Source organism: Duganella fentianensis (genome assembly GCF_964031615.1).
GTDB lineage: Bacteria > Pseudomonadota > Gammaproteobacteria > Burkholderiales > Burkholderiaceae_D > Rugamonas > Rugamonas fentianensis_A.
In genome coordinates, this window is the sequence record NZ_CAXIQN010000022.1 from 627,034 (window position 1) to 651,681 (window position 24,648).

Consider the following 24,648-nt stretch of genomic DNA (forward strand, 5'->3'; position numbering starts at 1 on the left):
GCTCTCCCGTTTTGAAGTGATGCATTACGCAGGTTAGTTGGCTGCGTCGTCCTATCCGGATGGCGTCAGTTTTCTGAGTGTGGTTTGTAGACTTGTTCAATAACAATAAGGGGACACTATGGCAGCTAGTCTATGGTTTGCAGTTGCGTGCGGCGTGATCGCCGTGGTTTATGGCTTATGGTCGCGGAGCTGGATTCTGCGACAGGACGCGGGCAACCCCCGCATGCAGGAAATCGCCCTCGCGATTCAAGAGGGCGCGGCCGCCTATCTGGCGCGCCAGTATCGCACCATCGGCATTGTCGGCGTGGTGCTACTCGTTCTGATCGGCGCCTTGCTCGACATGCGCACCGCCGTCGGCTTCCTGATCGGTGCTGTGCTATCCGGTGCCTGCGGCTTCATCGGCATGAATGTCTCGGTGCGCGCCAATGTGCGCACCGCGCAGGCTGCTACCAAGGGCATGAATGAAGCGCTGAATGTTGCCTTCAAGGGTGGCGCCATTACCGGCATGCTGGTGGTGGGGCTGGGCCTGCTGGGCGTGGTGCTGTTCTATATCTATCTGACGGCCAATCCGGCGGGTGCCAACGTGAGCCCGCATGACCTGATCAAACCGTTGATCGGTCTGGCGTTTGGTGCGTCCCTGATCTCCATCTTCGCCCGTCTGGGCGGCGGCATTTTCACCAAGGGCGCCGATGTGGGCGCGGATCTGGTGGGCAAGGTCGAAGCCGGCATCCCCGAAGATGATCCCCGTAATCCGGCCGTGATTGCCGATAACGTGGGCGATAACGTGGGCGATTGCGCCGGTATGGCGGCCGACCTGTTCGAAACCTATGTGGTGACGCTGATCGCCACCATGCTGCTGGGTGCGCTGCTGATCGTCAATGCCCCCACCACGGCCATCGTGTATCCGCTGCTGCTGGGGGCCGTATCCATCATCGCTTCCATCATCGGCTGCGCCATGGTCAAGGCCCAACCGGGCAAGAAAATCATGTCGGCCCTGTACACGGGGCTGTGGTGGGCGGCCGGTCTGTCGCTGATCGGCTTTGCCGTGATTACGTGGCAGGTGTGGCCGGATGAAGCCATGCGCATGAAAATGATGGGCTGCACCGTGGTCGGCATCGTGCTGACGGGGCTGATGGTCTACATCACCGAGTACTACACGGGTACGGACTTCCATCCCGTTAAGCACATCGCCGAAGCATCGACTACGGGCCACGGCACCAACATCATTGCCGGTCTGGGCGTGTCGATGAAATCGACTGCCTATCCGGTGCTGGCCGTATGCGCGGCCATCCTCGTCTCCTACCAGCTGGGTCAGTTGTACGGCGTGGCGATTGCGGCCACTTCCATGCTGTCCATGGCCGGTATCGTGGTGGCGCTCGACGCCTACGGCCCTGTGACGGATAACGCGGGCGGTATCGCCGAGATGTCCGGCATGCCGGAATCCGTGCGCGCCATTACCGATCCACTCGACGCTGTGGGTAACACCACCAAGGCTGTGACCAAAGGCTATGCGATCGGCTCGGCCGGGCTGGCCGCGCTGGTGCTGTTTGCCGATTACACCCATGCGCTGGAATCGGCCGGCAAGAGCATCACGTTTGACCTGTCCAACCCGATGGTGATCGTGGGGCTGATTATCGGCGGCCTGATACCGTATCTGTTCGGCGCCATGGCGATGGAAGCCGTAGGCCGTGCAGCCGGTGCGGTGGTGGTAGAAGTGCGCCGCCAGTTCCGCGACATCAAGGGCATCATGGATGGTACGGGCAAACCGGAGTACGACAAGGCGGTGGATATGCTGACTGCGTCGGCGATCCGCGAAATGATTGTGCCTTCGCTATTGCCGGTGATCGTGCCGATTGTGGTGGGCATGCTGCTGGGTGCTGCGGCGCTGGGCGGTATGCTGATGGGCACCATCATCACCGGCCTGTTCGTGGCGATTTCCATGACCACGGGTGGCGGCGCGTGGGATAACGCCAAGAAGTACATCGAAGATGGCCATTTCGGCGGCAAGGGTTCGGACGCACACAAGGCGGCCGTGACGGGCGATACGGTGGGTGATCCGTACAAGGATACGGCCGGTCCTGCCGTGAATCCGCTGATCAAGATCATCAACATCGTCGCGCTGCTGCTGGTGCCCTTGCTGCCGGCTTCGGGCTGGCTGGCCGTGACGCCGGCAGTGCCTGTTGCTGCCGTGGCCGCGCCTGCGGCGGCCATGATGCAGCGGGCCGATGCGCCGCCGCCACCGCAGATGGCGGCACCGACGGAAGGTGCTGCCGTCAAGTAAGCCTGAGTAGTGTCGTGAGTCGCAGTATCGTTAGAAATTGTTACGCCCCCTATCCTTCGTCGTTGCGCTGTCCAATAATGAAACTGACGGCAGTGACGGAGGAGGGGAATGATGCGGATGCTCACCAGCCAGCAGCGCTTGCTGCTGGCAGCTATGCTGGTTACGTGGATTAGTCTGGCTGGCGCACAGTCGGAGCCTGCGGCCGACAGCGCTAGCGAGCGCGCAGCCTATGCGCGTCTGCCAGTATGCACGCTCAGTGCCGATGGCCAGCATCTGGCCGAGCAACCGTGTCGCACGGCGCCGGCGCGGGTGCCCATGCCGCGCCGTCCCGTTGCGCAAATAGTCGAACCGCTGCCTGCTATGCGGCTGGCGCCTTCGCCCGCATCGCCTACGCTTGCGCCTCCCGCCACTGGCGCACCACCTGTCATCGCATCACCTGTGATCACGCCGCGTGCGCTGAACAATTGCACAGCCAGCGGCTGCAACGATGCTGCGGGCGGACGCCTGAATAACGCCGCGCCCGGCATGGTGATCACACCGCAAGGGCAGGTGTGCAGTCGCAATGGCGTGTGGATACAGTGCTAGCGCAAACAGCCCGCAGGTTTTCTCCGTCCCTGTCGAAAAATTCGCTACAATGCGCATGTGACGTTAACGTAAACGTCAAATAAAAACCAGATAGGGACACACATGCAAATTCAGGACAATGTATTCATCGTAACGGGTGGCGCTTCGGGACTGGGCGCAGCGACGGCGCGCATGCTGGTCGCGCAGGGCGGCAAAGTGGTGCTGGCGGACGTTCAGATCGAAGCCGGACAGGCACTGGCAGCCGAACTAAAGGCCGTCTTCGTCAAATGCGACGTCACCTCGGAAGCGGACGGTCAGGCCGTAGTGGCCGCCGCCACCGCACAAGGTACGCTGCGTGGCCTGATCAACTGCGCCGGCGTCGCGCCGGCCATGAAAACCGTGGGCAAAGACGGCCCCCATCCGCTGGAACTATTCCAGCGTACCGTCAACATCAACCTGATCGGCACCTTCAACATGGCCCGTCTGGCCGCTGACGCGATGAGCAAAACCGCCGCAACGGACAGCGGCGAGCGCGGCGTCATCATCAACACCGCCTCCGTTGCCGCCTTCGACGGCCAGATCGGCCAGGCCGCCTACGCCGCCTCCAAAGCCGCCGTGGCCGGCATGACGCTGCCGATGGCGCGCGACCTGTCGCGCAACGCCATCCGCGTGATGACCATCGCCCCCGGCATCTTCGAAACACCGATGCTGATGGGCATGCCGGAAGAAGTGCGTACCGCGCTGGGCGCCATGGTGCCGTTCCCGCCGCGCCTCGGCAAGCCGGACGAATACGCCCAGCTGGCTAAAGCCATCATCGAAAACACCATGCTCAATGGCGAGACCATCCGACTGGACGGCGCCATCCGCATGCAGCCGAAATAAACCCCGGGGTCAGGTCGGGCAAAGTGCAGGTGTCAGGTCGGGCAGATGGGCACGTGCGACTGCGAAGAAACAGCAGTCGCGAGCTCTGCGCCAATGCCCGACCTGACCCCGCCGGGTTTTTGGTGTAGGATTCCAGAGTGATCGGGCGCGCAGCGCAGGCTGCGCGCTTTTTTTATTCTGGAGAGTGTATGTTCCGTCTGAAGTCGCTGACTGCGCATCTGGCGCTGTCTCTGCCGCTGCTGCTTGCGCTGCAAGTGCCGGCCCACGCCCAACGCAGTAGCAACGAAGCTGCGCCCGAAATCGCTACCGGCTATGCCGCCAAGGCAGGCAAGTCGGCCCAGAAGTTCATGGTGGCGGCGGCCAATCCGCTGGCGACGGACGCGGGCTACCAGATGCTCAAACAGGGCGGGGCGGCGATCGATGCCGCCATCGCTACCCAGCTGGTGCTGACGCTGGTGGAACCGCAATCATCCGGCATCGGCGGCGGTGCTTTCCTGCTGTATAGCGATGGCAAGCGGGTGCAGTCCTACGACGGCCGCGAAACGGCGCCCGCCGCTGCGGACGAACATCTGTTCCAGGATGCTGACGGCAAGCCGGTTGCGCGCGAGATCGGCGTGATCGGTGGCCGTTCGGTGGGTGCGCCGGGCGTGCTGCGCATGCTGGAAATGGCGCACAAGGAGCATGGCCGGTTGCCTTGGAAGGCGCTGTTCGCGCCGGCTATCAAGCTGGCCGAGGAGGGCTTCAAGGTCAGCCCCCGTCTGAACGGGCTGCTGTCGTGGGACCGCTATCTGGTGCGCGATCCCGTGGCGCGCAATTATTTCTTCGATGAGCAGGGCAAACCCCGTCCAGTCGGTTACCTGCTGAAAAATCCCGAGCTGGCGCGCACCTTGCGCGAAATCGCCGAAGGCGGTGCCGATGCGTTTTACAAGGGCCGCATTGCGGACGATATCGCTGCCAAGGTGGCCGGGCACCCGACCAATCCGGGCAAGCTGACGGCGGCCGACATTGCCGGCTACCGTGCGCTGGAACGCCAGCCTATCTGCACCGACTACAAGGTATGGACCGTGTGCGGCGCACCGCCGCCGTCGTCGGGCGGGGTGGCGATTGCGCAGATGCTGGGTGTGCTGGAGATCAAAGACATCGCCCCTCATAAACCGGTAGATGGCCAGCTGACGGCGCAAGGCATCCACCTGTTTAGCGAAGCGGGCCGGCTAGCCTATGCCGATCGTGATCACTACATCGCCGATCCAGCCTTTGCCCCCTTGCCCGGCAAAGGCGTAGCTGCGCTGGTGGATAAAGCCTATCTGGCAAAGCGTGCAGCGCTGATCGGCGAGCGTTCGATGGGGCGCGCCAGCTACGGTGTACCAGATACGCTCAAGCTGGCGTGGGGTGCCGATAGCGCCATCGACAAACCATCCACTTCCCATCTGGTGGCGGTGGATGCCTACGGCGGCGCACTGTCGATGACCACTTCGGTGGAAGATGCTTTCGGTGCGCGCCAGATGGTCGATGGCTTCCTGCTGAATAACCAGCTGACCGACTTCTCGTTCGATGCACGCGATGCCGATGGTCCGATTGCCAACCGGGTGCAGGCAGGCAAACGTCCGCGCAGCGCCATGTCGCCGACGCTGGTGTTCAAGAAGGGCACCAAGGACCTGGTGCTGGCGGCCGGCTCGCCCGGTGGCGCCACCATCATCAACTATGTAGCCAAGGTGCTGGTGGGCACGCTGGACTGGCAGCTCGATGTGCAGCAGGCCATCAGTCTGCCGAATATCGGCAGTCGCAACGGCCCCACCGAACTGGAAAAAGGCCGCGTAGCACCGGAGGTGATCGAGCAACTGAAGGCGCGCGGCCACCAGATCCGCGAGTCCGAGTTCAATTCCGGCCTGCAGGGCATAGAGCGGCGCGTTGTCAATGGTCAGGCAGTTTGGTTTGGCGGTGCCGATCCGCGCCGCGAAGGTGTCGTATTAGGTGACTAAGATAGTGACTTAGTAGGCCGAAGTCGGCCTAAGTGCAGGGCTGGGACTCCCCAAATCCCCCAGACCCTGCTAATCTCTTCGAATGGGAATTCATAAGAAAACCGGCCTGATACTGACAGGTGGTGGCGCACGCGCCGCCTATCAGGTTGGCGTGTTGCAGGCGATCTCGCAAATACTGTGGGAGGCTGGCTGGCCGCCGGCGCGCAATCCCTTCGAAATCATTTGCGGCACTTCCGCCGGTGCCATCAACGCCACCGCGCTGGCCTGCCGCGCCGACAATTTCGGCGAAGGCGTACAGAAGCTGCTGGACGTGTGGGAGCACATCGAAGTAGGCCAGGTGTATCGTGCCGATTCGCTGGGTGTGATCCGTTCCGGCGCGCGCTGGCTGTCGCTGCTGTCGTTCGGCTGGCTGCTGCGCAAATGGCGCGCCCAGCCACCTGCCTCGCTGCTCGATAACACCCCGCTGGTGGGCCTGCTGCACCGTATGCTGGATCTGCCGCGCCTCGATGCGGTGCTGTCGGAAGGCTTGCTGCACGCGCTGGCCGTGACGGCATCCTCGTACAGCGCCGGTAACCACCTGACTTTCTACCAGACCGCCGCCGATATCGCGCCATGGGTGCGCATGCAGCGGGTGGCGCTGCAGGATCAGATCGGGGTCGAGCACCTGCTGGCCTCGTCGGCGATTCCCTTCATTTTCCCTGCCACGCCGCTGTACATGGGCGGCCATCGTGAATACTGCGGTGACGGTTCGATGCGCCAGCTGGCGCCGATTTCACCGGCCATCCATCTCGGCGCCAGCAAGGTGCTGGTAGTGGGCGCGGGCCGGCTGACGGAGCCGCCACGCAGCGGCGCCGAACACGATGCCTCGCGCTACCCCAGTCTGGCGCAGATCGCCGGCCATGCCATGTCGTCGATCTTCCTCGATAGTCTGGCGGTGGATATCGAGCGCCTCGAACGTATCAACCGCACGCTGTCGCTGCTGCCGGAATCCGTGCTGGAGCAGACCCCGCTGAAACCCGTCAAACTGCTGGTGATCGCACCGTCCGAGCGGCTCGATGCGATCGCGGCGCGTCACGTGGCCAGCCTGCCCGCACCGATCCGCACCATGCTGTCCGGGATAGGCGCGACCGAGTCGCGTGGCTCGGCGCTGGCTTCCTACCTGCTGTTTGAATCATCTTATACTTGCGAGTTGATCCGCCTTGGCCAGCACGATACCTTCGCGCGCAAGGACGATGTACTGGCATTCTTCGAATCCTGATCGGACTACGTTTTGTCGCTGAAATTACGCTTCTGTCGCTATCTGCTGTTGCCGCTGCTACTGTGGGGCGGTGTGGTCTGGGCCGGGCCGCCACCGCGCACGCTGCGCTTTGACCAGTTCCGGGTCGAGAATGGACTGGCGCAGGAAACTGTGCTGTCCATTACGCAGGACCGGCAGGGCTTTATGTGGCTGGGCACGCAGGCCGGCGTTACCCGCTTCGACGGTTATCGCGCCGTGACCTTCAAGAGCGCCGTGGCCGACCCGCGCAGCCTGATCGACAACTGGGTGCGGGTGCTGCATGTCGATGCGGCGGGCCAGCTGTGGCTCGGTACTGACGGTGGGCTAGACCGGTTTGACCCCGATAGTAATAGCTTCATCCATTACCTGCCCAGCGAATCTAGCCAGCGCGGTAATGGCAACCGGCATATCCGCGCCATCGTCGATGATGGTGCCGGTTCGATGTGGCTGGCCAGCGGCGACGGCCTGCACCTGTTCGACCCGCGCACGCGCCGCTTCGTCAGCTGGCACCATGATCCGGCCGATCCGGGCAGCCTGTCCAACGATCAGGTGAATGCGCTGGCGCGCGATGCCAGCGGACGCCTGTGGGTCGCCACGGCCACGGGGCTGGATATGCTGGCACCGGGTGCCATGCGCTTCCAGCATTTCACCATGGATGCCAGCCGTAACAGCAAATTCAACACGGTACTGTCGCTGCAGGTCGATAGCGAGCAGTCGCTGTGGGTAGGCACGCTGGGCGGGCTGGAACAATGGCGCCTGCTGGGCAGTGAGCCGCAGCGGCGCCGCTTCGGCCCGCGCGAAGGACTGCGCGCTGGCGCTAGTGTGCCGGTGATGTATCAGGATCCGGATACCAATATCTGGATCGGCACCCAGGCCGATGGCCTGTTCCGCTGGGTGCCATCGGAGAACCGCCTGCAGCAGTACCGCCACCAGCTGAGCGATAGCCACAGCGTGGCCGATAACCAGATTTCCTCGCTGTACCGCGACCGGGTGGGCACCTTCTGGGTCGGCACATGGAATGATGGCGTGAGCCGGGTGGATATGGGCAGCGGCGGTTTCTCGCGCATCGTGCGTCAGGCCGATATTCCCAACACGCTGACGGACAACCGCGTGCACGCCATCATCGGCGAAACCCAGGGGCGGCTGTGGCTGGGCACCAGTAGTGGGCTGAATCTGTACGACCCTGTTAGCGGCACGGCGCGCACATGGCGCTATAAGCCCGGCAGTGCCAACAGCCTGAGTGACGACCACGTGACCACGCTGTTGCGCGACAAGAAGGGCAATATCTGGATAGGCGGGCGCGCCGGTCTGAATTATCTGAATGTGGCGGCTGGCACCATCAGCGTTACCTCGTTTGCCCATGGCGATCCGGCCAGCGACATTATCCGCAATATCGTTACCGATAGCGCCGGCATCCTGTGGATAGCCTCGCGCGGCGGTCTGCACCGGCTGGACCCGCAGACCATGGCAGTACGCACTTACCGGCATGATCCGTCCGACCCTAGCAGCTTGTCCGATAACGTGGTGCGGCCGATACTGGAGGACCGGCAGGGCCGCATGTGGATAGGAACCTTCAACGGCCTCGATCTGTTCGACCGCAAGACGGGCGTGTTCCGTCACTTCCGGCGCGAAGCCAACAACCCGAAAAGTCTCAGCCACGACGAAGTGCATTTTCTGTATGAGGATGGTGCCGGTACCATCTGGGTGGGCACGGCGGCTGGCCTGAACCGCATGGAGCAGGGCAAGGACGGCAGCATCAGCTTCCACGCCTATCTGCGCAAAGACGGTTTCGCCGATGACGCGATCGCCTCGATACTGCCGGACGATGCCGGCAACCTCTGGCTCAGTACCAATAGCGGCCTGTCGCGCCTGAACACGCGCACTGGCCTGATCCGCAATTATTCCGGCGCCGATGGCACCATCGAGGGCGCGTATTTCGACGGTTCGGCCTTGCGCGCGGCCGACGGCACCTTGTACTTTGGCGGCTTTAACGGCATTACCACCTTCATGCCGAGCGAAATCCGTGAAAACAGCGTAGCGCCCGGCGTGGTGATTACCGATTTCCAGATCTTCAACAAGTCGGTCAAGCCGGGTGTGAACGGGCATGCCGATGTACTGAAGACGGCGATCGAACATACGGCAGCGCTGACCCTGAGCGAGCGCGATTCGGTGTTCTCGCTGGAATTCGCCGCTTTGCACTATGCCGCGCCCCAGCGCAACCGCTTTGCCTACCAGTTGCAGGGCTTTGACGAAGACTGGGTGCTGACTGATTCGGACAAGCGCTTCGCCACCTATACCAATCTGGATCCGGGCAAGTACATCTTCCGGGTCAAGGCGGCCAACAAGGACGGCATCTGGAATGACAATGCAGCGACGCTGGAAATCACCATCCTGCCACCGTTCTGGAAGACGTGGTGGTTCCGCCTGCTGGTATTTATTGCGGCAGCAGGTGCCGGCTATGCGGTCTACCGTGCACGCGTACGCAGCCTGCATCACCAGCAATTAAGGCTGGAAAATCTGGTCAGTTCGCGCACCGCCGAAGTCGAACAGAAGAACCTGCTGCTGCAACAGCAGAAGCAGGAGCTGGAACAGCGCCGCCTGGAAGCGGAAGCCCAGCGCGCCGAAGCCGAGCAGCGCCGCATCGACGCCGAGCGCCAGAAAATCGAAGTGGAACACCAGAAGGAGAACGTCGAACAGGCACACCGAAACATCTCGGTGCTCAGTGAACTGGGGCGGGAAATGAGCGCTACGCTGGATGTGGAAACCAGCATGCAGACGCTGTACCGCCACGTGCATCACCTGATGAATGCGCAGATCTTCGGGATTGGTTTCGTGCGTGAAGATGCCGGCGTAATCGATTTCCCGTTCGCCATCGAAGAAGGGGTGCGGACCCTGCCTTATCAGCGTCAGCTAGATAGGCCTAACCAGCTGGCCGTGTGGTGTCTGATCCATCGTCAGCCAGTGTTCATCAACGACTTCCACGCCGAATTCCGCAACTACATGGATGAATCCGGACTGGATAATCTGGTGCCGTGCATACGGGAAGATGGCCAGCCTGCCTCGATCGCGCAATCGATGATGTATGCGCCGCTGATCGTAACGGACAAGGTGGTTGGTCTGCTGTGTGTGCAGAGTAAGGAAAAGCACGCCTACCAGCAGGTGCACATGGATATGCTGCAGACGCTGGCCGCCCATGCGGCAGCCGGTCTGGAAAATGCCCGCGCCTACCAGCAGCTGGAAGAAACCCTGCAGACGCTGCGCCGCACGCAGGAGCAGCTGGTGCAGCAGGAACGTCAGGTGCGCCTGCACACGGACGAGCTGGCGCTGGCTAACCGCGCGCTGCAGGAAAACGATGAGCGTCTGCGCCTGGCCAAGCAGAAGGCGGAAGATGCCACCCGCCAGAAGTCCGAGTTCCTCGCCAATATGAGCCACGAGATGCGTACGCCGCTAGCCGGGGTGATCGGCATGCTGGGCTTTGCGCTGCGCGATATGAAGCTGGGCGTGAGCACGCGCGAGCAGATCCTGCGGGCACAGGCCAATGCCCAGTCGCTGCTATCGATCATCAACGATCTGCTGGATTTCTCGAAAATCGAAGCGGGCAAGCTGACTATCGAGAACATCGACTTCTCGCTGTCCGCCGCTGTGGAAAATGTGGTCAGTCTGTTCGAGGAGCAGGCCGCGGCGCACAGCGTGGGCTTCAGTCTGGAATTCAGCGAAGACTTGCCGCAGTTCGTGGTGGGTGACCCAACCCGTTTGCGTCAGGTGCTGGTCAATCTGGTGGGGAATGCCTTCAAATTTACCGAGCAGGGTTCGGTGCGGATGCGTGTGGAGCGGGTGCCGACCGGTCCGGATGGCGATAGGACCGGCATGAACCGGATCCGTTTCAGCGTCAGCGATACCGGCATCGGCATCGAGGCCGAGGCAATTCCCCGGCTGTTCCAGCAGTTTGAACAGGCCGATGCGTCGACCACGCGCCGCTATGGTGGCACGGGGCTGGGGCTGGCGATCTGCCGCCAGCTGGTAGAACTGATGGGCGGCGAGATCAGCGCCGTCAGCGCACCGGGGCAGGGCAGTACCTTTACCTTCGAACTGCCGCTGGCCAATGGTGTGGCGCCCACCCTGGTGCCGCATGTGCCGCGCGAACCGCACAGTCACCAGCTCAAGGTACTGTGTGCAGAAGACTTCCCGACCAACCAGATCATCATCCGCATGATGCTGGAAGATCTGGGGCACAAGGTGGACATTGCTGCGAACGGCGCGCTGGCAGTCAAAGCCTGTGCGCTGACGCGTTACGACCTGATACTGATGGATGGCCGCATGCCGGAAATGGATGGCGCCAGTGCCACGCGGATTATCCGCGCAGGCGGTCCTATCGATGCGCCGGTGCGCGATCAGGAATTGATGATTATTGCGCTGACTGCCAACGCCAGTGAAGAAGACCGTAGCCGCTATCTGGCGGCCGGTATGGACGATTTCCTGACCAAGCCTATCGACGAAGACAAGCTGCACTTCCAGCTGAGCCGCGCAATCGAGCGCCAGCTGCAGCGCGGCGTGCATCTGCCGCGCATGGCGCCGCGTAGCGTAGCTGCCGCCAGTACGGCGGATCTGGATGCCATGTTCGGCGTAGCTCCCGCACCGGCGCCGGGACTGGAACCGGCGCGGCTGGCCCAGCACAGCGGCGGTACGGACCTGAAGCAGCGCCTGCGTGCCGCCTTCAATCAGGATGTGCCGATCCGGCTGGCAGAACTGGAGCAAGCGATCACGGATGAAGCGGCTGATGTGGCGGGGCGTCTGCTGCATGGCATGAAAGGCAGTGCCGGTTATCTGGAGGAGCAGGAATTGCAGGCGCTGTGTGGCGATCTGGAGCTGGCAGCCGATCATGCGGACTGGGTGCGGCTGCGTGTAGCCTTGCCGCTGTTGCGCGAACTGCTCGGTGGAGCAGGATCGCAGCGCAAGTAACTAGGCACAGGGGAAATACATGAAAGTTCTGGTAGTCGATGATGATGTGGTGTCCCGCATGGTGCTGATGCACCTGATCGATAGCTGCGGACAGTTTGAAATAGCCGAAGCCGAAGATGGCGAAGACGCATGGCAGCAACTGCAGCAGGGGCTGCGCCCGGCAATCTGCTTCTGCGACCTGCGTATGCCGCGCCTGTCGGGGCTGGAACTGCTGCAGCGTTTGCGCCAGCATGAGGAACTGGCCACGCTGCCGTTTGTGCTGGTCACTTCTGCTAACGACACCGATACGGTCACGGAAGCCACGCAGGGTGGCGCTAGCGGTTATGTAGTAAAGCCGTTTCAGGCCGATCAGGTACGCCAGCATCTGGATGCGCTGCGCAAGAACCAGCCGGCCGACTACCAGCATTACGCCGAAGAGCCGTCACAGACGCTGGCAAGGCTGGGTATTAGCGCCGAACGTTTGCTGGTGTATCTGAATGGCTTTGCCACCCAGCTAGGCGCAGCCCGTGAGGAACTGGCAGGTCTACTGCAACAGGGGCAGCAGAGCGAACTGCGCCAGCGACTGGAGCGCCTGCATGCCGGTTGCACTACACTGGGTCTGAGCGGCGCCGCCTCCTGCCTGCAGCAACTGCAGGTGATGCCACTGGCAACGCCGGCGATCCAGGCGGCGCTGGAGGAAGTGCTGCGCGCCGTGCACTATCAGAGCGAACTGGTCCTGCAGTCCGGCACCGCCTAGACTTCCCATTCCAGCGCCGGACTATGCGTGCTTTGCCCTCGCTGTAAAAATAGTTTAAACTTAAAGTATCGTCCGATTGCGGACGCTGCGCGCCACTATTTTCGACAGGGGATCATGAAGCCTATGCCAGCCAGTTCTGCCAGTGCCCATACCGACCCGTTTGCGCGTTCCCATCTGCCGCCTGTCGACACATGGCCGGAACTGCGTTTCGATCTGCCCGAACTGCAGTATCCGCCACGCCTGAACTGTGTCGCGGAACTGCTCGATGCCGCGCTGGCGCACGGGCAGGGGCAGCGCATTGCGCTGCGCGGCGAGCATGATAACTGGACTTATGCGCATTTGCACGCGCAGGTGAACCGCATTGCCCATGTGTTGCGCACCACGCTGGGACTGGAGACCGGCAACCGCGTGCTGCTGCGCGGTGCGAATACACCGATGATGGCGGCCTGCATACTGGCTGTGCTGAAGGCTGGCTGCATTGCCGTGCCCACCATGCCGCTATTGCGCGCCCGTGAGCTGGCGGTGATTGCTGCCAAGGCCGAAGTCAATGCCGTATTGTGCGCCGATAGTCTGCGCGCCGAAGTGGAAGCAATGGAGCTGGCACCGGCAGCGCGTGAGCGCACGGTGTATTTCGGCGCTGCCGGCAACGCCATGCTGGAAGCGCTGATGGCTGACCAGTCTGACCAGTTCGAGGCGGTGGATACGGCGGCCGATGACGTCTGCCTGATCAGTTTTACTTCCGGCACCACCGGCATCCCCAAAGGCACCATGCACTTCCACCGCGATGTGCTGGCCATTTGCGACTGCTTCCCCCGTTCGGTGTTGCGCACCGCTGCGGACGATATTTTCATAGGCACGCCGCCGCTAGCCTTCACTTTCGGTCTGGGCGGCCTGCTGCTGTTCCCGCTGCGGGTGGGGGCCAGTGCCGTGCTGCTGGAAAAACTCACGCCGGAGACCTTGCTGGTGGCGATCCAGCACTACCGGGCCACCATCTGCTTTACTGCGCCTACCTTCTATCGCCAGATGGCGCCATTATTCGGGCGCTATGATCTGGCCAGTCTGAAAAAGAGCGTATCGGCTGGCGAGGCGCTGCCCGTGGCCACGCGTGAAAGCTGGCTACAGGCCAGCGGCCTGACTATGATAGACGGCATCGGTGCGACCGAACTGCTGCACATCTTTATTTCCGCTGCCGGCGATCAGGTGCGGGCTGGCGCGACGGGCAAGCCCGTGCCCGGCTATCAGGCCTGCATACTTGATCAGCAGGGCCAGCCGGTAGGGCCGGGCGTGATAGGGCGGCTGGCCGTGAAAGGCCCGACGGGCTGCCGCTATCTGGCCGATACGCGTCAGCGCGACTATGTGTTGAATGGCTGGAACCTGACGGGCGATGCCTACGAGATGGATGCGGACGGCTATTTCTACTACCGCTCGCGCACGGACGACATGATTATCTCGGCCGGCTACAACATCGCCGGACCGGAAGTGGAAGATGTGCTGCTACGTCATCCGGCGGTGGCCGAGTGTGGCGTGATCGGCCGCGCCGACGAGGAACGCGGGCAGATTGTGGAAGCCCACGTAGTGCTCAAGTCGGGCTACGCAGCGGAACCGGAACTGGTGACCCAGTTGCAGGAATTCGTCAAAGCCCAGATCGCTCCGTATAAATATCCGCGCGCTATCCGCTTCCTGCCCGCACTGCCGCGCACCGAGACGGGCAAGCTGCAGCGCTTCAAGCTGCGCACCGAATAAAGAGAACCGTATGAATATCGTATGCATAGGTGGCGGACCGGCCGGCCTGTATTTTGGCCTGCTGATGAAGAAGCAGAATCCGGCCCATCAGATTACCGTGATCGAGCGTAACCGGCCCTACGATACCTTTGGCTGGGGTGTGGTGTTTTCCGACCAGACACTGGGCAATCTGGCGCTGGCCGATGACATCAGTGCGCGCGCCATACAGGCTTCCTTTAACCACTGGGACGACATCGATACCTATTTCAAGGGCGAGAAGGTGAGTTCGGGCGGTCACGGATTTTGCGGCATCGGCCGCAAGCATCTGCTGAACATCTTGCAGCAGCGCTGCGAAGAACTGGGCGTGACGCTGCTGTTCGAAACAGAGGTGGAGGACGATCAGGCAATCGCCGCACGCTATCAGGCCGATCTGGTGATTGCTGCGGATGGCTTAAATAGTCGTATCCGCACACGTTACGCAGCCAGCTACCAGCCACAGATCGACGCGCGCCGCTGCCGCTTTGTCTGGCTGGGCACGCGCAAAAAATTCGATGCGTTTACTTTCGCCTTCCGCGAGACTGAGCATGGCTGGTTTCAGGCGCATATCTACCAGTATGACGCCGAAACGTCGACCTTCATCGTCGAGACGCCGGAAGAAGTGTGGCGTGCGGCAGGGCTGGAGCAGATGACGGCAGAGCAGTCTATCGCCTTCTGCGAGCAGTTATTTGCCGATATTCTTGATGGCCATCGCCTGATGTCGAACGCCGCCCACTTGCGCGGTTCGGCTATGTGGATAGTGTTCCCCCGCATCGTCTGCCAGCGCTGGGTGCACTGGCAGCAGATCGGATCGCAGCAAGTGCCCGTCGTGCTGATGGGCGATGCCGCCCACACGGCACATTACTCGATCGGTTCTGGCACCAAGCTGGCGCTGGAAGATGCGATCGAACTGGCGCGCTGTTTTAGCCAGCATGACGACACGGCCAGCGCATTGGAAACCTACCAGCGGGTGCGTTCGGTGGAAGTCATCAAGCTGCAGAGCGCGGCGCGCAATTCGATGGAATGGTTCGAGAATGTGGCGCGCTACACAGCGCTGGAAGCACCGCAGTTTGCCTATTCCATGCTGACGCGCAGCCAGCGTTTATCGCATGAGAATTTGCGCTTGCGCGATGCTGGCTATGTAGCCGACTACGAACGCTGGTTTGCGTCGCGCGCCTGTGCTGCGGCAGGATTGCCGGCGGCGCCGTCTGGCGCCGCCGCGCCGCCGCCAATGTTCACGCCGTATAAGGTGCGTGAACTGGTGCTGAAGAACCGCATCGTGGTGTCGCCGATGGCACAATATAGCGCAGTCGACGGCATGGTGGGCGACTACCATCTGGCACACTTAGGTGCGCGTGCGCTGGGTGGGGCAGCCATGGTGTTTGCCGAGATGACCTGTGTTTCTGCCGATGCCCGCATTACACCGTATTGCCCCGGCCTGTATGCGCCGGAACACACTGCAGCGTGGCGCCGTATCGTCGATTTCGTGCATGGCCATAGCGATGCACGTATCGCCATACAGCTAGGCCACGCCGGTGCCAAAGGCTCGACCCGTGCCATGTGGGACGGCATAGACCAGCCGCTCGAGCGCGACAACTGGCCGCTGCTCTCTGCCTCGCCGCAGCAGTATCTGCAAGGCGTATCGCAAGTAGCGCAGCCGCTTACGCGCGCAGACATGGCTCGTATCGAAGCTGATTTCGTGCGCGCCACACAGGCCGCCGAGCAGGCTGGTTTCGACTGGGTGGAGCTGCACTGCGCGCACGGCTATTTGCTGTCATCGTTCATTTCGCCGCTAACCAACCAGCGCGAGGACGAATATGGCGGCACGCTGGAAAACCGCTGCCGCTATCCGCTGCAAGTGTTTGCGGCGATGCGTGCCGTATGGCCGCAGCATAAGCCCATGAGTGTGCGGATCTCTGCGCATGACTGGGTGGAAGGCGGTATCACGCCGGACGATGCGGTGCAGATCGCGCGGCTGTTCAAGGCCGCCGGTGCCGATATGATCGACTGCTCCTCTGGGCAAGTCAGCAAGGCCGAGAAACCGCTCTACGGGCGCATGTTCCAGACGCCGTTTGCGGACCGCATCCGTAACGAGGCAGGTATAGGTGCGATTGCGGTCGGCTCGATCTTCGAGGCCGATCATGCCAACGGCATCATAGCGGCTGGCCGTGCCGACCTGTGTGCGGTGGGACGCCCGCATCTGGCCAATCCCGCATGGACTCTGACGGAAGCGGCGAAGATAGGCTATGGTGGCGTGCACTGGCCGCGCCAGTATGTGCCGGGCAAGCAGCAGCTGGAGCGCAATCTGGAACGCGATCGACAGCTGGCAGCCAGTAGCAGTGGTCTGTCACCGCAACAACTGGCGGCACGTCTGCTGGAAGGATGAACCGAATATGAAATCGAACGAGATGCAAGAAGATACGTCGCAACAGGAAGACCCGCCGGTGCTGGATCTGGCTAGCCGGCTGACGCAGGACCATCACCAGTCACTCAAACTGTGGCTGCGTATGCTGTCGTGTACCACCAAGATCGAGAACGAAATCCGTAGCCGCTTGCGGGCCACCTTTGGCATCACCTTGCCGCGTTTTGACCTGATGGCGCAGCTGGAGCGTTATCCGCAAGGCTTGCGCATGGGCGAGCTGTCCAAACGCATGATGGTCACGGGCGGGAATATCACCGGCATTACCGACCAGCTGGAGCAGGAGAAGCTGGTGGTACGCGTGGCCGATCCGAAGGATGGCCGCGCCTACAGCGTGAAACTGACACCGGCCGGACGCAAGGCCTTTGCCACCATGGCAGCCGTGCACGAAGGCTGGGTAGCCGAACTGCTGCAGGATATGTCGGCCGGCGACAAAGGACAACTGATCGACTTGCTGTCGCAGATGAAGCAGCACCTGTATGCTGCCGGCGACAAATAACCGAGCAAGCATCGCACATTAAGGAAAACTCTATGCGCTATTTACCCGGCAAGCCACAGCAACTACCCGGCAACCGCCAGCAGCTCGCTAGTTATCAGGCGAGTCATTTTCTGTTCGAGGTGAGTGACCGTGTGGCCACGCTGACGCTGAACCGTCCGGAGCGCAAAAATCCGCTCACGTTCGAATCGTATGCCGAGTTGCGTGACCTGTTCCGCCAGCTGGCCTACGCGGATGATATCAAGGCGATCGTCATTACCGGTGCGGGCGAGAACTTCTGTTCGGGCGGGGATGTGCATGACATCATCGGGCCGCTGACCCAGCTCGATATGCCGGGCCTGCTGGCCTTCACGCGCATGACGGGTGATCTGGTGAAAGCTATGCGCGCTTGCCCGCAACCGGTGATCGCCGCGGTGGACGGTGTGTGCGCCGGTGCGGGCGCCATCCTGTCGCTGGCGGCCGATCTGCGCTATGGCACGGCGCGCAGCAAGACGGCGTTTCTGTTCACCCGCGTGGGTCTGGCCGGTTGCGATATGGGCGCCTGTGCGTTGCTGCCGCGCGTGATCGGGCAGGGGCGGGCGGCCGAACTGCTGTACACGGGGCGTTCTATGTCCGGCGCGGAGGCAGAGCGCTGGGGCTATTTCAATAGTTTGCATGAGCCGCAGGACTTGCTGGCGGCAGCGCAGGCGATGGCACAGTCACTTGCCGACGGCCCCACTTTTGCGCATGGTATGACCAAGAAGATGCTGCAGCAGGAGTGGAATATGGGCGTGGATGAGGCCATCGAAGCGGAAGCGCAGGCGCAGGCGATCTGCATGGCGACCAATGATTTCCACCGCGCCTACCATGCGTTTGTGGCCAAGCAGCGGCCTGCATTCGAAGGCGATTAATCCGGAACCAATATGAGTGATAAAACCTATCTGGACTGGCCGTTCTTTGAGCCTGATCACGCCGCGCTGGAACAGGCGCTGGATGAATGGGCAAGCAGGGAGATCAGCCAGCAGCATGCCAGCGATGTCGATCAGGCTTGTCGCACACTGGTGCGACAACTGGGCGATGCCGGCTGGCTAGCCCACGCTATCGCGGAGCGCGAATATGGCGCAGCCGGTGAACGTATCGACACCCGTGCCATTTGCTTGATCCGCGAAACGCTGGCGCGCCACAACGGGCTGGCTGATTTTGCTTTTGCCATGCAGGGGCTGGGCTCCGGCGCTATCTGCCTGCATGGTAGTGCCGCCCAGCGGGCCGCCTATCTGCCGCGCGTTGCGCGGGGCGAGGCGATTGCGGCGTTCGCGCTATCCGAGCCGCAGGCTGGGTCTGACGTGGCAGCTATGCAGTGCGCTGCCGTGCGCGATGGTGACGACTATGTGCTGGATGGCGAAAAGACGTGGATCTCGAATGGCGGTATCGCGGACTTTTACGTGGTGTTTGCCCGCACCGGCGAGCAGCCGGGTGCGCGTGGTATTAGTGCATTCATCGTCGATGCCGGTACGCCCGGTTTCGAGATCGCCGAGCGCATCGATGTGATCGCGCCACATCCGCTGGCACGACTGCGCTTTAATGGCTGCCGCATTCCGGCTAGCCAGCGTATCGGCGAGGCAGGGCAGGGCTTCAAAGTGGCGATGGCTACGCTGGATGTGTTCCGCACTTCGGTCGCTTCAGCCGCGCTGGGCTTTGCCCGCCGTGCGCTGGATGAAGCCATGCAGCGGGCAACGGCGCGGCAGATGTTTGGGCAGGTGCTGGCAGACTTCCAGCTGACGCAAGCCAAGCTGGCGCAGATGGCCACGGGCATTGACGCAGCAGCTTTGCTCACCTATCGCGCCGCGTGGCTGCGTGATCAAGGGCGCAATGTGACCAAGGAAGCGGCCATGGCCAAACTGACGGCCACCGAGACGGCGCAGCAGGTGATTGATGCGGCCTTGCAGATGTTTGGCGGGCTGGGTGTGGTGAGCGAGCAGCCGGTGGAGCGTTTATATCGCGAGATCCGTGCGCTGCGCATCTACGAGGGGGCGAGCGAAGTGCAGCAACTGATTATTGCGCGGGAAATGCTGCGCGCAGCAAAGAACGGGGAAGTGTGATGGAGTTTCTACAACCGCCCGGATGGGCGCGGCCGCGAGGCTATTCTAACGGTGTTGCCGCAAGCGGGCGCATGGTGTTCGTGAGCGGGATGATAGGCTGGGATGGGCAGGGCGTGTTCCACAGCGATGATTTTGCCGCGCAGGTGCGGCAGGCTTTGCTGAATGTGGTGGCGGTGCTAGCTGAAGCGGATGCGCGGCCGGAGCATATTGTGCGGATGACGTGGTATGTGGTGGATAAGCGCGAGTATGTTGCTGCCTATAAGGAGATCGGTGTGGCTTATCGTGAAATCATTGGTAAGCACTTTCCGGCTATGACTGCGGTGCAGGTGGCCGGATTGGTTGAGGATAGGGCGCGGGTGGAGATTGAGGTGACGGCGGTGGTGCGGGATTAGCGGAGAACGCCCGCCGCGTTCATGGGTAAATACAATGCGCGGATACTTACCCAACCTAGTTGATCATCGTAGCTCCCTCCGGGAGAATTGGACGAATTGGTGGCGGATCTGAGTATAAATTGATTTGTCCCTGTCGCATTTTTAATCTCATCAACATTCCTTTCAGATAAATTTGGCAGCGAAATTCCGCTTAAATTAAATCCGAAGTTATTTCGACCATGTGAAAGTACTACTGCTGGTGCGCAAGGGTTTGCTACAGTGCATTTCGGGTGACCGACAATATAAATCGGTTTTCCATCGCTATTTCGGGTGAAGACCACTTTGTTGGGTATCACCGTCAGCGACGGAAAATTTGCAACGGTTAATTCCGGCACGACGCTATAGGCTAGTCGCTTATCCCACCCGTCAAACCCATCAACTCCAAGCGTTACCCAGGGTATGAGGCCCGTGCATTGATTTTCATCCAGACATTGTTCTTGTATTTCTCGCCCGTCAAATTGAGATATCGCTGGTTTGGGCAGACGGCCGTGAATTACTGCAAAGCCTACCAAGGCCGCTTTTGCTTGTGCAATTGCAATCTGGGTAGACCTCTCTCTTCGCTGTTCAATTCTGGATTGATGGAATATATTAACGAAGGTGATTGCCGCGCCGAGTGCAATGACGCTTAGCAGCAGCAGTAATGCAGCGCCATGCTGATTATCGTTTAAGAAGTTGACGCTGCGATTTTTCAGAGTCATGTTAGTTGAATTGGCTGAATGCTAACCTGTACAATACGGCTTCTTCGCGTGTGCCGCTATCGCACAATGGATAGTGCAACCCCCTCCTAAGGGGTAGATGTGGGTTCGATTCCCGCTGGCGGTACCAATTTTTCGCTTCTCCTTTGCTGTGCTCTTCGGGCTCGGCAGCAATGCTCAATTATAAACTATGGCTGTCATCTCTATTTCGTCGGCGCAACTGGCATTTGGCCATGTTGCTTTACTTGATCATGCGGAGTTCTCGCTCGAAACCGGTGAGCGGGTCGGTGTGATCGGGCGCAACGGCACTGGCAAATCGTCATTGCTGAAAATTATCGCCGGCCGTTTAAAACTTGATGATGGCTTGTTAGTTCAACAGCAGGGGCTCAAGGTTGCCTACGTTGAGCAGGAGCCTCTGTTCGAACCAGCATGTTCGGTATTCGATACGGTGGCTGCCGGTCTAGGGCCGCAGCAGGCTATGTTAGCTGAGTATGAGTCGCTTACAAGTCAGTTCGGTCAAGGCAATGATGAGCAGTTGCTGGAGCAGATGCACGAGCTACAAGTGCAGTTGGACTTGACCGATGCATGGGGGTTGGCTAATAAGGTAGAGACTATTTTGGATCGTCTCAATTTGAATGGTGAGATGTTGATGTCCACGCTTTCAGGGGGGATGAGCAAGCGAGTGGCTCTGGCTGCCGCATTGGTAGCTGCGCCCGATGTGCTTCTGCTCGACGAGCCTACTAACCACCTAGACTTTACATCGATTCAGTGGCTGGAAGGGCTATTGCGGGACTTTAAGGGCTCGGTGTTATTTATCACTCACGACCGCAGTTTTCTAGATAATGTGGCAACCCGGATCATCGAGCTAGACCGTGGGAAGCTATTGTCATATCCAGGTAACTTTGCTGCCTATCAAACTCGCAAGAGTGAACAGCTGGAAATCGAAGAGGTAGAGGCTGCGAAGTTTGACAAGTTCTTGGCTCAAGAAGAGGTATGGATACGCAAAGGTGTGAAGGCTCGCCGTGTGCGTGACGAGGGGCGTGTGCGGCGTTTGGAGATGCTTCGACTGCAACGTGCTGCGCGCAGAGAGCAACAAGGGCAAGTCAGGCTAGAGCTTAGTTCCGGCGAGCGTTCTGGCAAGATTGTGGCTGAGCTAGAGAATGTCACGAAGGCTTTTGGTGAGAAAGTAATCGTGCGTGACTTCAGTGCCACAATATTGCGGGGAGATAAAGTGGGGCTGATCGGCGTTAACGGTGCCGGGAAGACTACATTGCTTGAGATGATCTTAGGGGAGCAAACTGCCGATAGTGGGGTGGTGCGCTTGGGGACCAAACTTCAAGTAGCGTATTTCGATCAGATGCGGGCCCAGCTCAATGAGGATGATAGTTTGATGGACACTATTGCACCCGGAAGCGATTGGGTCGAGGTTAACGGCCAGCGAAAGCATGTGATGAGCTACTTGGGAGACTTCCTTTTTGCGCCAGAACGCGCGAGGTCGCCTGTCAAGTCGCTGTCGGGTGGCGAGCGCAACCGCTTATTACTGGCACGACTCTTTGCTAAACCTGCTAACTGCCTAGTGCTAGACGAACCGACAAATGATTTAGATATCGATACGCTGGAGTTACTCGAGGAGTTGCTTGAGGATTATGAGGGTACTGTGTTCCTGGTTAGTCACGATCGCACATTTATCGACAATGTTGTGACTCAGGTTATCGTGGCTGAAGGGCAAGGGGAGTGGCGTGAATTTGTCGGAGGCTATACTGATTGGGAGCGTGTCAAGTCGACCGCTATAGTCTCTGCTAAGGCTAAGCCTATCACTAAGGTTGTAGCTGCGCCGATGGCGCCGCCAGTGGCCAAGGGTAAGAAACTTAGCTACAAAGAGCAGCGCGAACTAGATGAGTTGCCGAAGTTGATCGCTGACCTCGAGGCGGAGCAAGCGTTAATTACTCTAGAACTTGCATCACCGGATTTTTACAAGCAAAATCCTTCAGAAGCCAAGCGCATGAATCAACGTTATGTTGAACTGGAAGAGCAGATGCTTGCTGCCTTGGAGAAGTGGGAGCAGATCGAGTCCCGTACGCATGATTGATGGCGTCGACCTACATTTCACTCACATCGCCGAATTAAAAAGGAAGTTCATGCAAGTTACCTTCTGCCCTCAGAGTGGTGCGTATGTTTAGCTGCGCCGCGCGAGCGCGTATCCTGCCATTCGCGATATATATTGCATTTATAGTGTTGGCAGATCTGCTGACCCGTGCCGGTTGTTCTGAGTACTCGCTGCGCTGGCTCTACCCACTTAAGATTGTCACGGTGGTTGGTCTGCTGGTTTGGTACTGGCGTCAGTACACTGAGTTACATCAGGTTCGCCTTAGTGGCGGGGCATTGCCTGTTGCGATACTGGCTGGCGCAGCGGTGTTTGCAGTCTGGATATCTTTGGACGCCCCATGGATGCGACTGGGAGTGCCAGGGGTGGGGTACGTTCCAATCACGGATGGTCACATTGACTGGTTGCTTGCAGGTGTGCGTTTGTTTGGCGCTGCGGTGGTGGTGCCGCCTATGGAGGAGTTGTTCTGGCGATCGTATCTAATGCGGTGGACTGAGTCGCCGGATTTTGAAAAAGTCGATCCTGCAAGTGTAAAGTGGCTGGGTTTTGTTATTACGGTGATATTATTCGCTATTGAACACGAACTATGGCTCGCAGGTATTGTTGCCGGTGCCGTATATGGTGCGCTGTATCAGCGATACCGTAGTTTGTGGGTTGCTATATTGGCTCATGCCGTGACCAACGGTATGTTGGGCCTGTGGATTATTGTTACTGCCAGTTGGGAGTATTGGTAGTATTATTATGAACTGTCTGACAACTCAAAAGACGATTAACAATGCAGAGTTCTTCGCGCAACACACGTAACTCAAGTGCTAGCATCTTCCTGTTGGGCTACATAGTCTGTACTTTCGCGCATGCCAATCCTGGTGATCCACTTCAGGTGAGTGCCGGAGTGGCGTATAGTCATGACAATAATCTGTTTCGCCTCGGTGACAATGATGTAGGTTATGACGGACAGCGTGGCGATTTTTCGCGCCAGACCATTATCGGGCTAACTTACGATCAGACTTTTAATCGTCAGGTACTTTCATTGCAAGGTAAATTTAGTGATATTCGCTATGATCACTTTACCCAGTTGAATTACCATGGCAAAGATTTTCAGGCAAAACTGAATTGGTATATCGGTCATAATCTGGATGGTAATCTTGGTAGTGTCTATAACAGTACGCTAGCCTCTTATGCTGATGTGCGCAGTAATCAGCGTGTGCTGCGTCAGCGCGAGTACAACTTCTTTGATGGCGGTTGGCGCTTGCATCCGCATTGGCGGTTGCGGATGGCTCTGTCTCGTGACAAGGCTTCTTACGATTTGGCTAGCGTCCAGGTGATCAACCGGATCGACACTGCGTACGAGACCGGGCTTGACTATTCAGTCGGTAATGGAAGTACAGTTGGAGTACTTGCGCGGCGGACCGAGGGGCGTTATCCGTTGCAAGGCTCACGCGCGCATTCAGTGTTCGATAGTAGCTACAATCAGGATGAAGCCAAGTTGCGCGTTGTATGGCGAATAAGCAAAGATCTTGACACTCAATTGACAGCGGGGCGCGTACGGCGCAGCCACCTCTATATTAGTGATGAGGATAGTAACGGCTTTAATACCCGCTTAGTGGGTAATTGGGGGGTGACGAATGCGTTGCAGCTAAGTGCGTCAGCTTGGCGTGAGTATGCGCCGCTTGAAAGCACACTCGTAAGCTATAGTCTCAATCGCGGCGGCAATCTGGCGGCGGTTTGGAATCATAGTAACAAGCTTCGCTTCGACACTCAATTGCGTTATGAACGGCGCGCTTTTGGAGGACTAGCACCTGGTGTGAATCTGGCGCTGGCCGAAGGTGATAATACACGTCAGACATCTTTGGGTGCGATTTATGCGCCGCTAGCCGGCGTGCAGTTCCGAGCTTCGCTGTACCGTGATCGACGAAGCGGTGCTTCGTTGTTCGGCCTTGGCGCGTATCACGCCAACGGCTATTCCCTCAATGCCAACTTGCAGTTTTAA

The 24,648-nt window shown here is 59.8% G+C and carries 17 protein-coding genes and 1 tRNA gene; 17 read left to right on the forward strand and 1 reads right to left on the reverse strand.

Annotated elements, in window-relative coordinates:
* Window positions 1–118: 118 nt before the first annotated feature.
* The 13 genes from ABNT42_RS19995 (at window position 119) to ABNT42_RS20055 (ending at window position 19,820) form a co-directional block, all read left to right on the forward strand.
* Complete coding sequence (locus tag ABNT42_RS19995; RefSeq protein WP_348699938.1) at window positions 119–2,281, forward strand: sodium-translocating pyrophosphatase; 2,163 nt, start codon at window positions 119–121, stop codon at window positions 2,279–2,281.
* 108 nt (window positions 2,282–2,389) lie between these two features.
* Complete coding sequence (locus ABNT42_RS20000; RefSeq protein ID WP_348699940.1) at window positions 2,390–2,866, forward strand: hypothetical protein; 477 nt, start codon at window positions 2,390–2,392, stop codon at window positions 2,864–2,866.
* A 102-nt stretch (window positions 2,867–2,968) separates the two neighbouring features.
* Entirely contained in the window at window positions 2,969–3,727 is a 759-nt protein-coding gene (locus ABNT42_RS20005) for an SDR family NAD(P)-dependent oxidoreductase (RefSeq protein ID WP_348699942.1), read from the forward strand.
* 188 nt (window positions 3,728–3,915) lie between these two features.
* Window positions 3,916–5,706 (forward strand): gamma-glutamyltransferase, encoded by a 1,791-nt coding sequence (gene ggt / locus ABNT42_RS20010; RefSeq protein ID WP_348699944.1) that lies wholly within the window; start codon window positions 3,916–3,918, stop codon window positions 5,704–5,706.
* 82 nt (window positions 5,707–5,788) lie between these two features.
* Window positions 5,789–6,964: a patatin-like phospholipase family protein gene (locus tag ABNT42_RS20015; protein WP_348699946.1), complete on the forward strand. Its 1,176-nt coding sequence runs from the start codon at window positions 5,789–5,791 to the stop codon at window positions 6,962–6,964.
* A 12-nt stretch (window positions 6,965–6,976) separates the two neighbouring features.
* Window positions 6,977–11,941: a two-component regulator propeller domain-containing protein gene (locus tag ABNT42_RS20020; RefSeq protein ID WP_348699948.1), complete on the forward strand. Its 4,965-nt coding sequence runs from the start codon at window positions 6,977–6,979 to the stop codon at window positions 11,939–11,941.
* Between the two features lie 19 nt (window positions 11,942–11,960).
* Window positions 11,961–12,677, forward strand: a complete 717-nt coding sequence (locus tag ABNT42_RS20025) for a response regulator (RefSeq protein WP_348699950.1) — start codon at window positions 11,961–11,963, stop codon at window positions 12,675–12,677.
* Window positions 12,678–12,791: 114 nt separating this feature from the next.
* On the forward strand, window positions 12,792–14,420 hold the full coding sequence (locus ABNT42_RS20030; protein WP_348699953.1) for a benzoate-CoA ligase family protein: 1,629 nt from the start codon (window positions 12,792–12,794) through the stop codon (window positions 14,418–14,420).
* A gap of 10 nt (window positions 14,421–14,430) precedes the next feature.
* A complete protein-coding gene (locus ABNT42_RS20035) occupies window positions 14,431–16,821 on the forward strand; it encodes a bifunctional salicylyl-CoA 5-hydroxylase/oxidoreductase (RefSeq protein WP_348699955.1) in 2,391 nt (796 codons plus the stop codon).
* A 7-nt stretch (window positions 16,822–16,828) separates the two neighbouring features.
* The gene (locus ABNT42_RS20040; protein WP_348699957.1) at window positions 16,829–17,353 is read left to right on the forward strand and encodes a MarR family transcriptional regulator; all 525 of its coding nucleotides are present in this window, start codon (window positions 16,829–16,831) and stop codon (window positions 17,351–17,353) included.
* Between the two features lie 32 nt (window positions 17,354–17,385).
* Window positions 17,386–18,240 carry an enoyl-CoA hydratase family protein gene (locus ABNT42_RS20045; protein ID WP_348699959.1) on the forward strand — a complete coding sequence of 285 codons (855 nt, stop codon included), beginning with the start codon at window positions 17,386–17,388 and terminating at the stop codon, window positions 18,238–18,240.
* A gap of 12 nt (window positions 18,241–18,252) precedes the next feature.
* Window positions 18,253–19,428 carry an acyl-CoA dehydrogenase family protein gene (locus tag ABNT42_RS20050; RefSeq protein WP_348699961.1) on the forward strand — a complete coding sequence of 392 codons (1,176 nt, stop codon included), beginning with the start codon at window positions 18,253–18,255 and terminating at the stop codon, window positions 19,426–19,428.
* On the forward strand, window positions 19,428–19,820 hold the full coding sequence (locus tag ABNT42_RS20055) for a RidA family protein (protein WP_348699963.1): 393 nt from the start codon (window positions 19,428–19,430) through the stop codon (window positions 19,818–19,820). The genes ABNT42_RS20050 and ABNT42_RS20055 overlap by 1 nt, the downstream gene beginning before the upstream one ends.
* Here ABNT42_RS20055 and ABNT42_RS20060 read toward each other — a convergent pair.
* Window positions 19,817–20,557, reverse strand: coding sequence for a hypothetical protein (locus tag ABNT42_RS20060; RefSeq protein WP_348699965.1), 741 nt, complete (start codon window positions 20,555–20,557; stop codon window positions 19,817–19,819). The genes ABNT42_RS20055 and ABNT42_RS20060 overlap by 4 nt on opposite strands.
* A gap of 52 nt (window positions 20,558–20,609) precedes the next feature.
* On the opposite strand from ABNT42_RS20060, the gene ABNT42_RS20065 reads away from it, so the two are divergent.
* From ABNT42_RS20065 to epsL, 4 genes are all read left to right on the forward strand, one after another.
* A tRNA-Arg gene (locus tag ABNT42_RS20065) sits at window positions 20,610–20,684 on the forward strand.
* Between the two features lie 60 nt (window positions 20,685–20,744).
* A complete protein-coding gene (locus ABNT42_RS20070; protein ID WP_348699967.1) occupies window positions 20,745–22,643 on the forward strand; it encodes an ATP-binding cassette domain-containing protein in 1,899 nt (632 codons plus the stop codon).
* An 83-nt stretch (window positions 22,644–22,726) separates the two neighbouring features.
* Window positions 22,727–23,392 (forward strand): CAAX prenyl protease-related protein, encoded by a 666-nt coding sequence (locus ABNT42_RS20075; protein WP_348699969.1) that lies wholly within the window; start codon window positions 22,727–22,729, stop codon window positions 23,390–23,392.
* A 41-nt stretch (window positions 23,393–23,433) separates the two neighbouring features.
* Window positions 23,434–24,648 (forward strand): XrtB/PEP-CTERM-associated polysaccharide biosynthesis outer membrane protein EpsL, encoded by a 1,215-nt coding sequence (gene epsL, locus ABNT42_RS20080; RefSeq protein WP_348699971.1) that lies wholly within the window; start codon window positions 23,434–23,436, stop codon window positions 24,646–24,648.

Bases quoted from the DNA above. Each gene is read 5' to 3' on its own strand.
- ABNT42_RS20000 (WP_348699940.1), top strand. From the start codon at position 2,390: ATGATGCGGATGCTCACCAGCCAGCAGCGCTTGCTGCTGGCAGCTATG.
- ABNT42_RS20025 (WP_348699950.1), top strand. From the start codon at position 11,961: ATGAAAGTTCTGGTAGTCGATGATGATGTGGTGTCCCGCATGGTGCTG.
- ABNT42_RS20015 (WP_348699946.1), top strand. From the start codon at position 5,789: ATGGGAATTCATAAGAAAACCGGCCTGATACTGACAGGTGGTGGCGCA.
- ABNT42_RS20075 (WP_348699969.1), top strand. From the start codon at position 22,727: ATGTTTAGCTGCGCCGCGCGAGCGCGTATCCTGCCATTCGCGATATAT.
- ABNT42_RS20040 (WP_348699957.1), top strand. From the start codon at position 16,829: ATGAAATCGAACGAGATGCAAGAAGATACGTCGCAACAGGAAGACCCG.
- ABNT42_RS20035 (WP_348699955.1), top strand. From the start codon at position 14,431: ATGAATATCGTATGCATAGGTGGCGGACCGGCCGGCCTGTATTTTGGC.
- ABNT42_RS20050 (WP_348699961.1), top strand. From the start codon at position 18,253: ATGAGTGATAAAACCTATCTGGACTGGCCGTTCTTTGAGCCTGATCAC.
- ggt (WP_348699944.1), top strand. From the start codon at position 3,916: ATGTTCCGTCTGAAGTCGCTGACTGCGCATCTGGCGCTGTCTCTGCCG.
- ABNT42_RS20060 (WP_348699965.1), bottom strand. From the start codon at position 20,557: ATGACTCTGAAAAATCGCAGCGTCAACTTCTTAAACGATAATCAGCAT.
- epsL (WP_348699971.1), top strand. From the start codon at position 23,434: ATGCAGAGTTCTTCGCGCAACACACGTAACTCAAGTGCTAGCATCTTC.
- ABNT42_RS20070 (WP_348699967.1), top strand. From the start codon at position 20,745: ATGGCTGTCATCTCTATTTCGTCGGCGCAACTGGCATTTGGCCATGTT.
- ABNT42_RS20005 (WP_348699942.1), top strand. From the start codon at position 2,969: ATGCAAATTCAGGACAATGTATTCATCGTAACGGGTGGCGCTTCGGGA.
- ABNT42_RS20055 (WP_348699963.1), top strand. From the start codon at position 19,428: ATGGAGTTTCTACAACCGCCCGGATGGGCGCGGCCGCGAGGCTATTCT.
- ABNT42_RS20045 (WP_348699959.1), top strand. From the start codon at position 17,386: ATGCGCTATTTACCCGGCAAGCCACAGCAACTACCCGGCAACCGCCAG.
- ABNT42_RS19995 (WP_348699938.1), top strand. From the start codon at position 119: ATGGCAGCTAGTCTATGGTTTGCAGTTGCGTGCGGCGTGATCGCCGTG.
- ABNT42_RS20030 (WP_348699953.1), top strand. From the start codon at position 12,792: ATGAAGCCTATGCCAGCCAGTTCTGCCAGTGCCCATACCGACCCGTTT.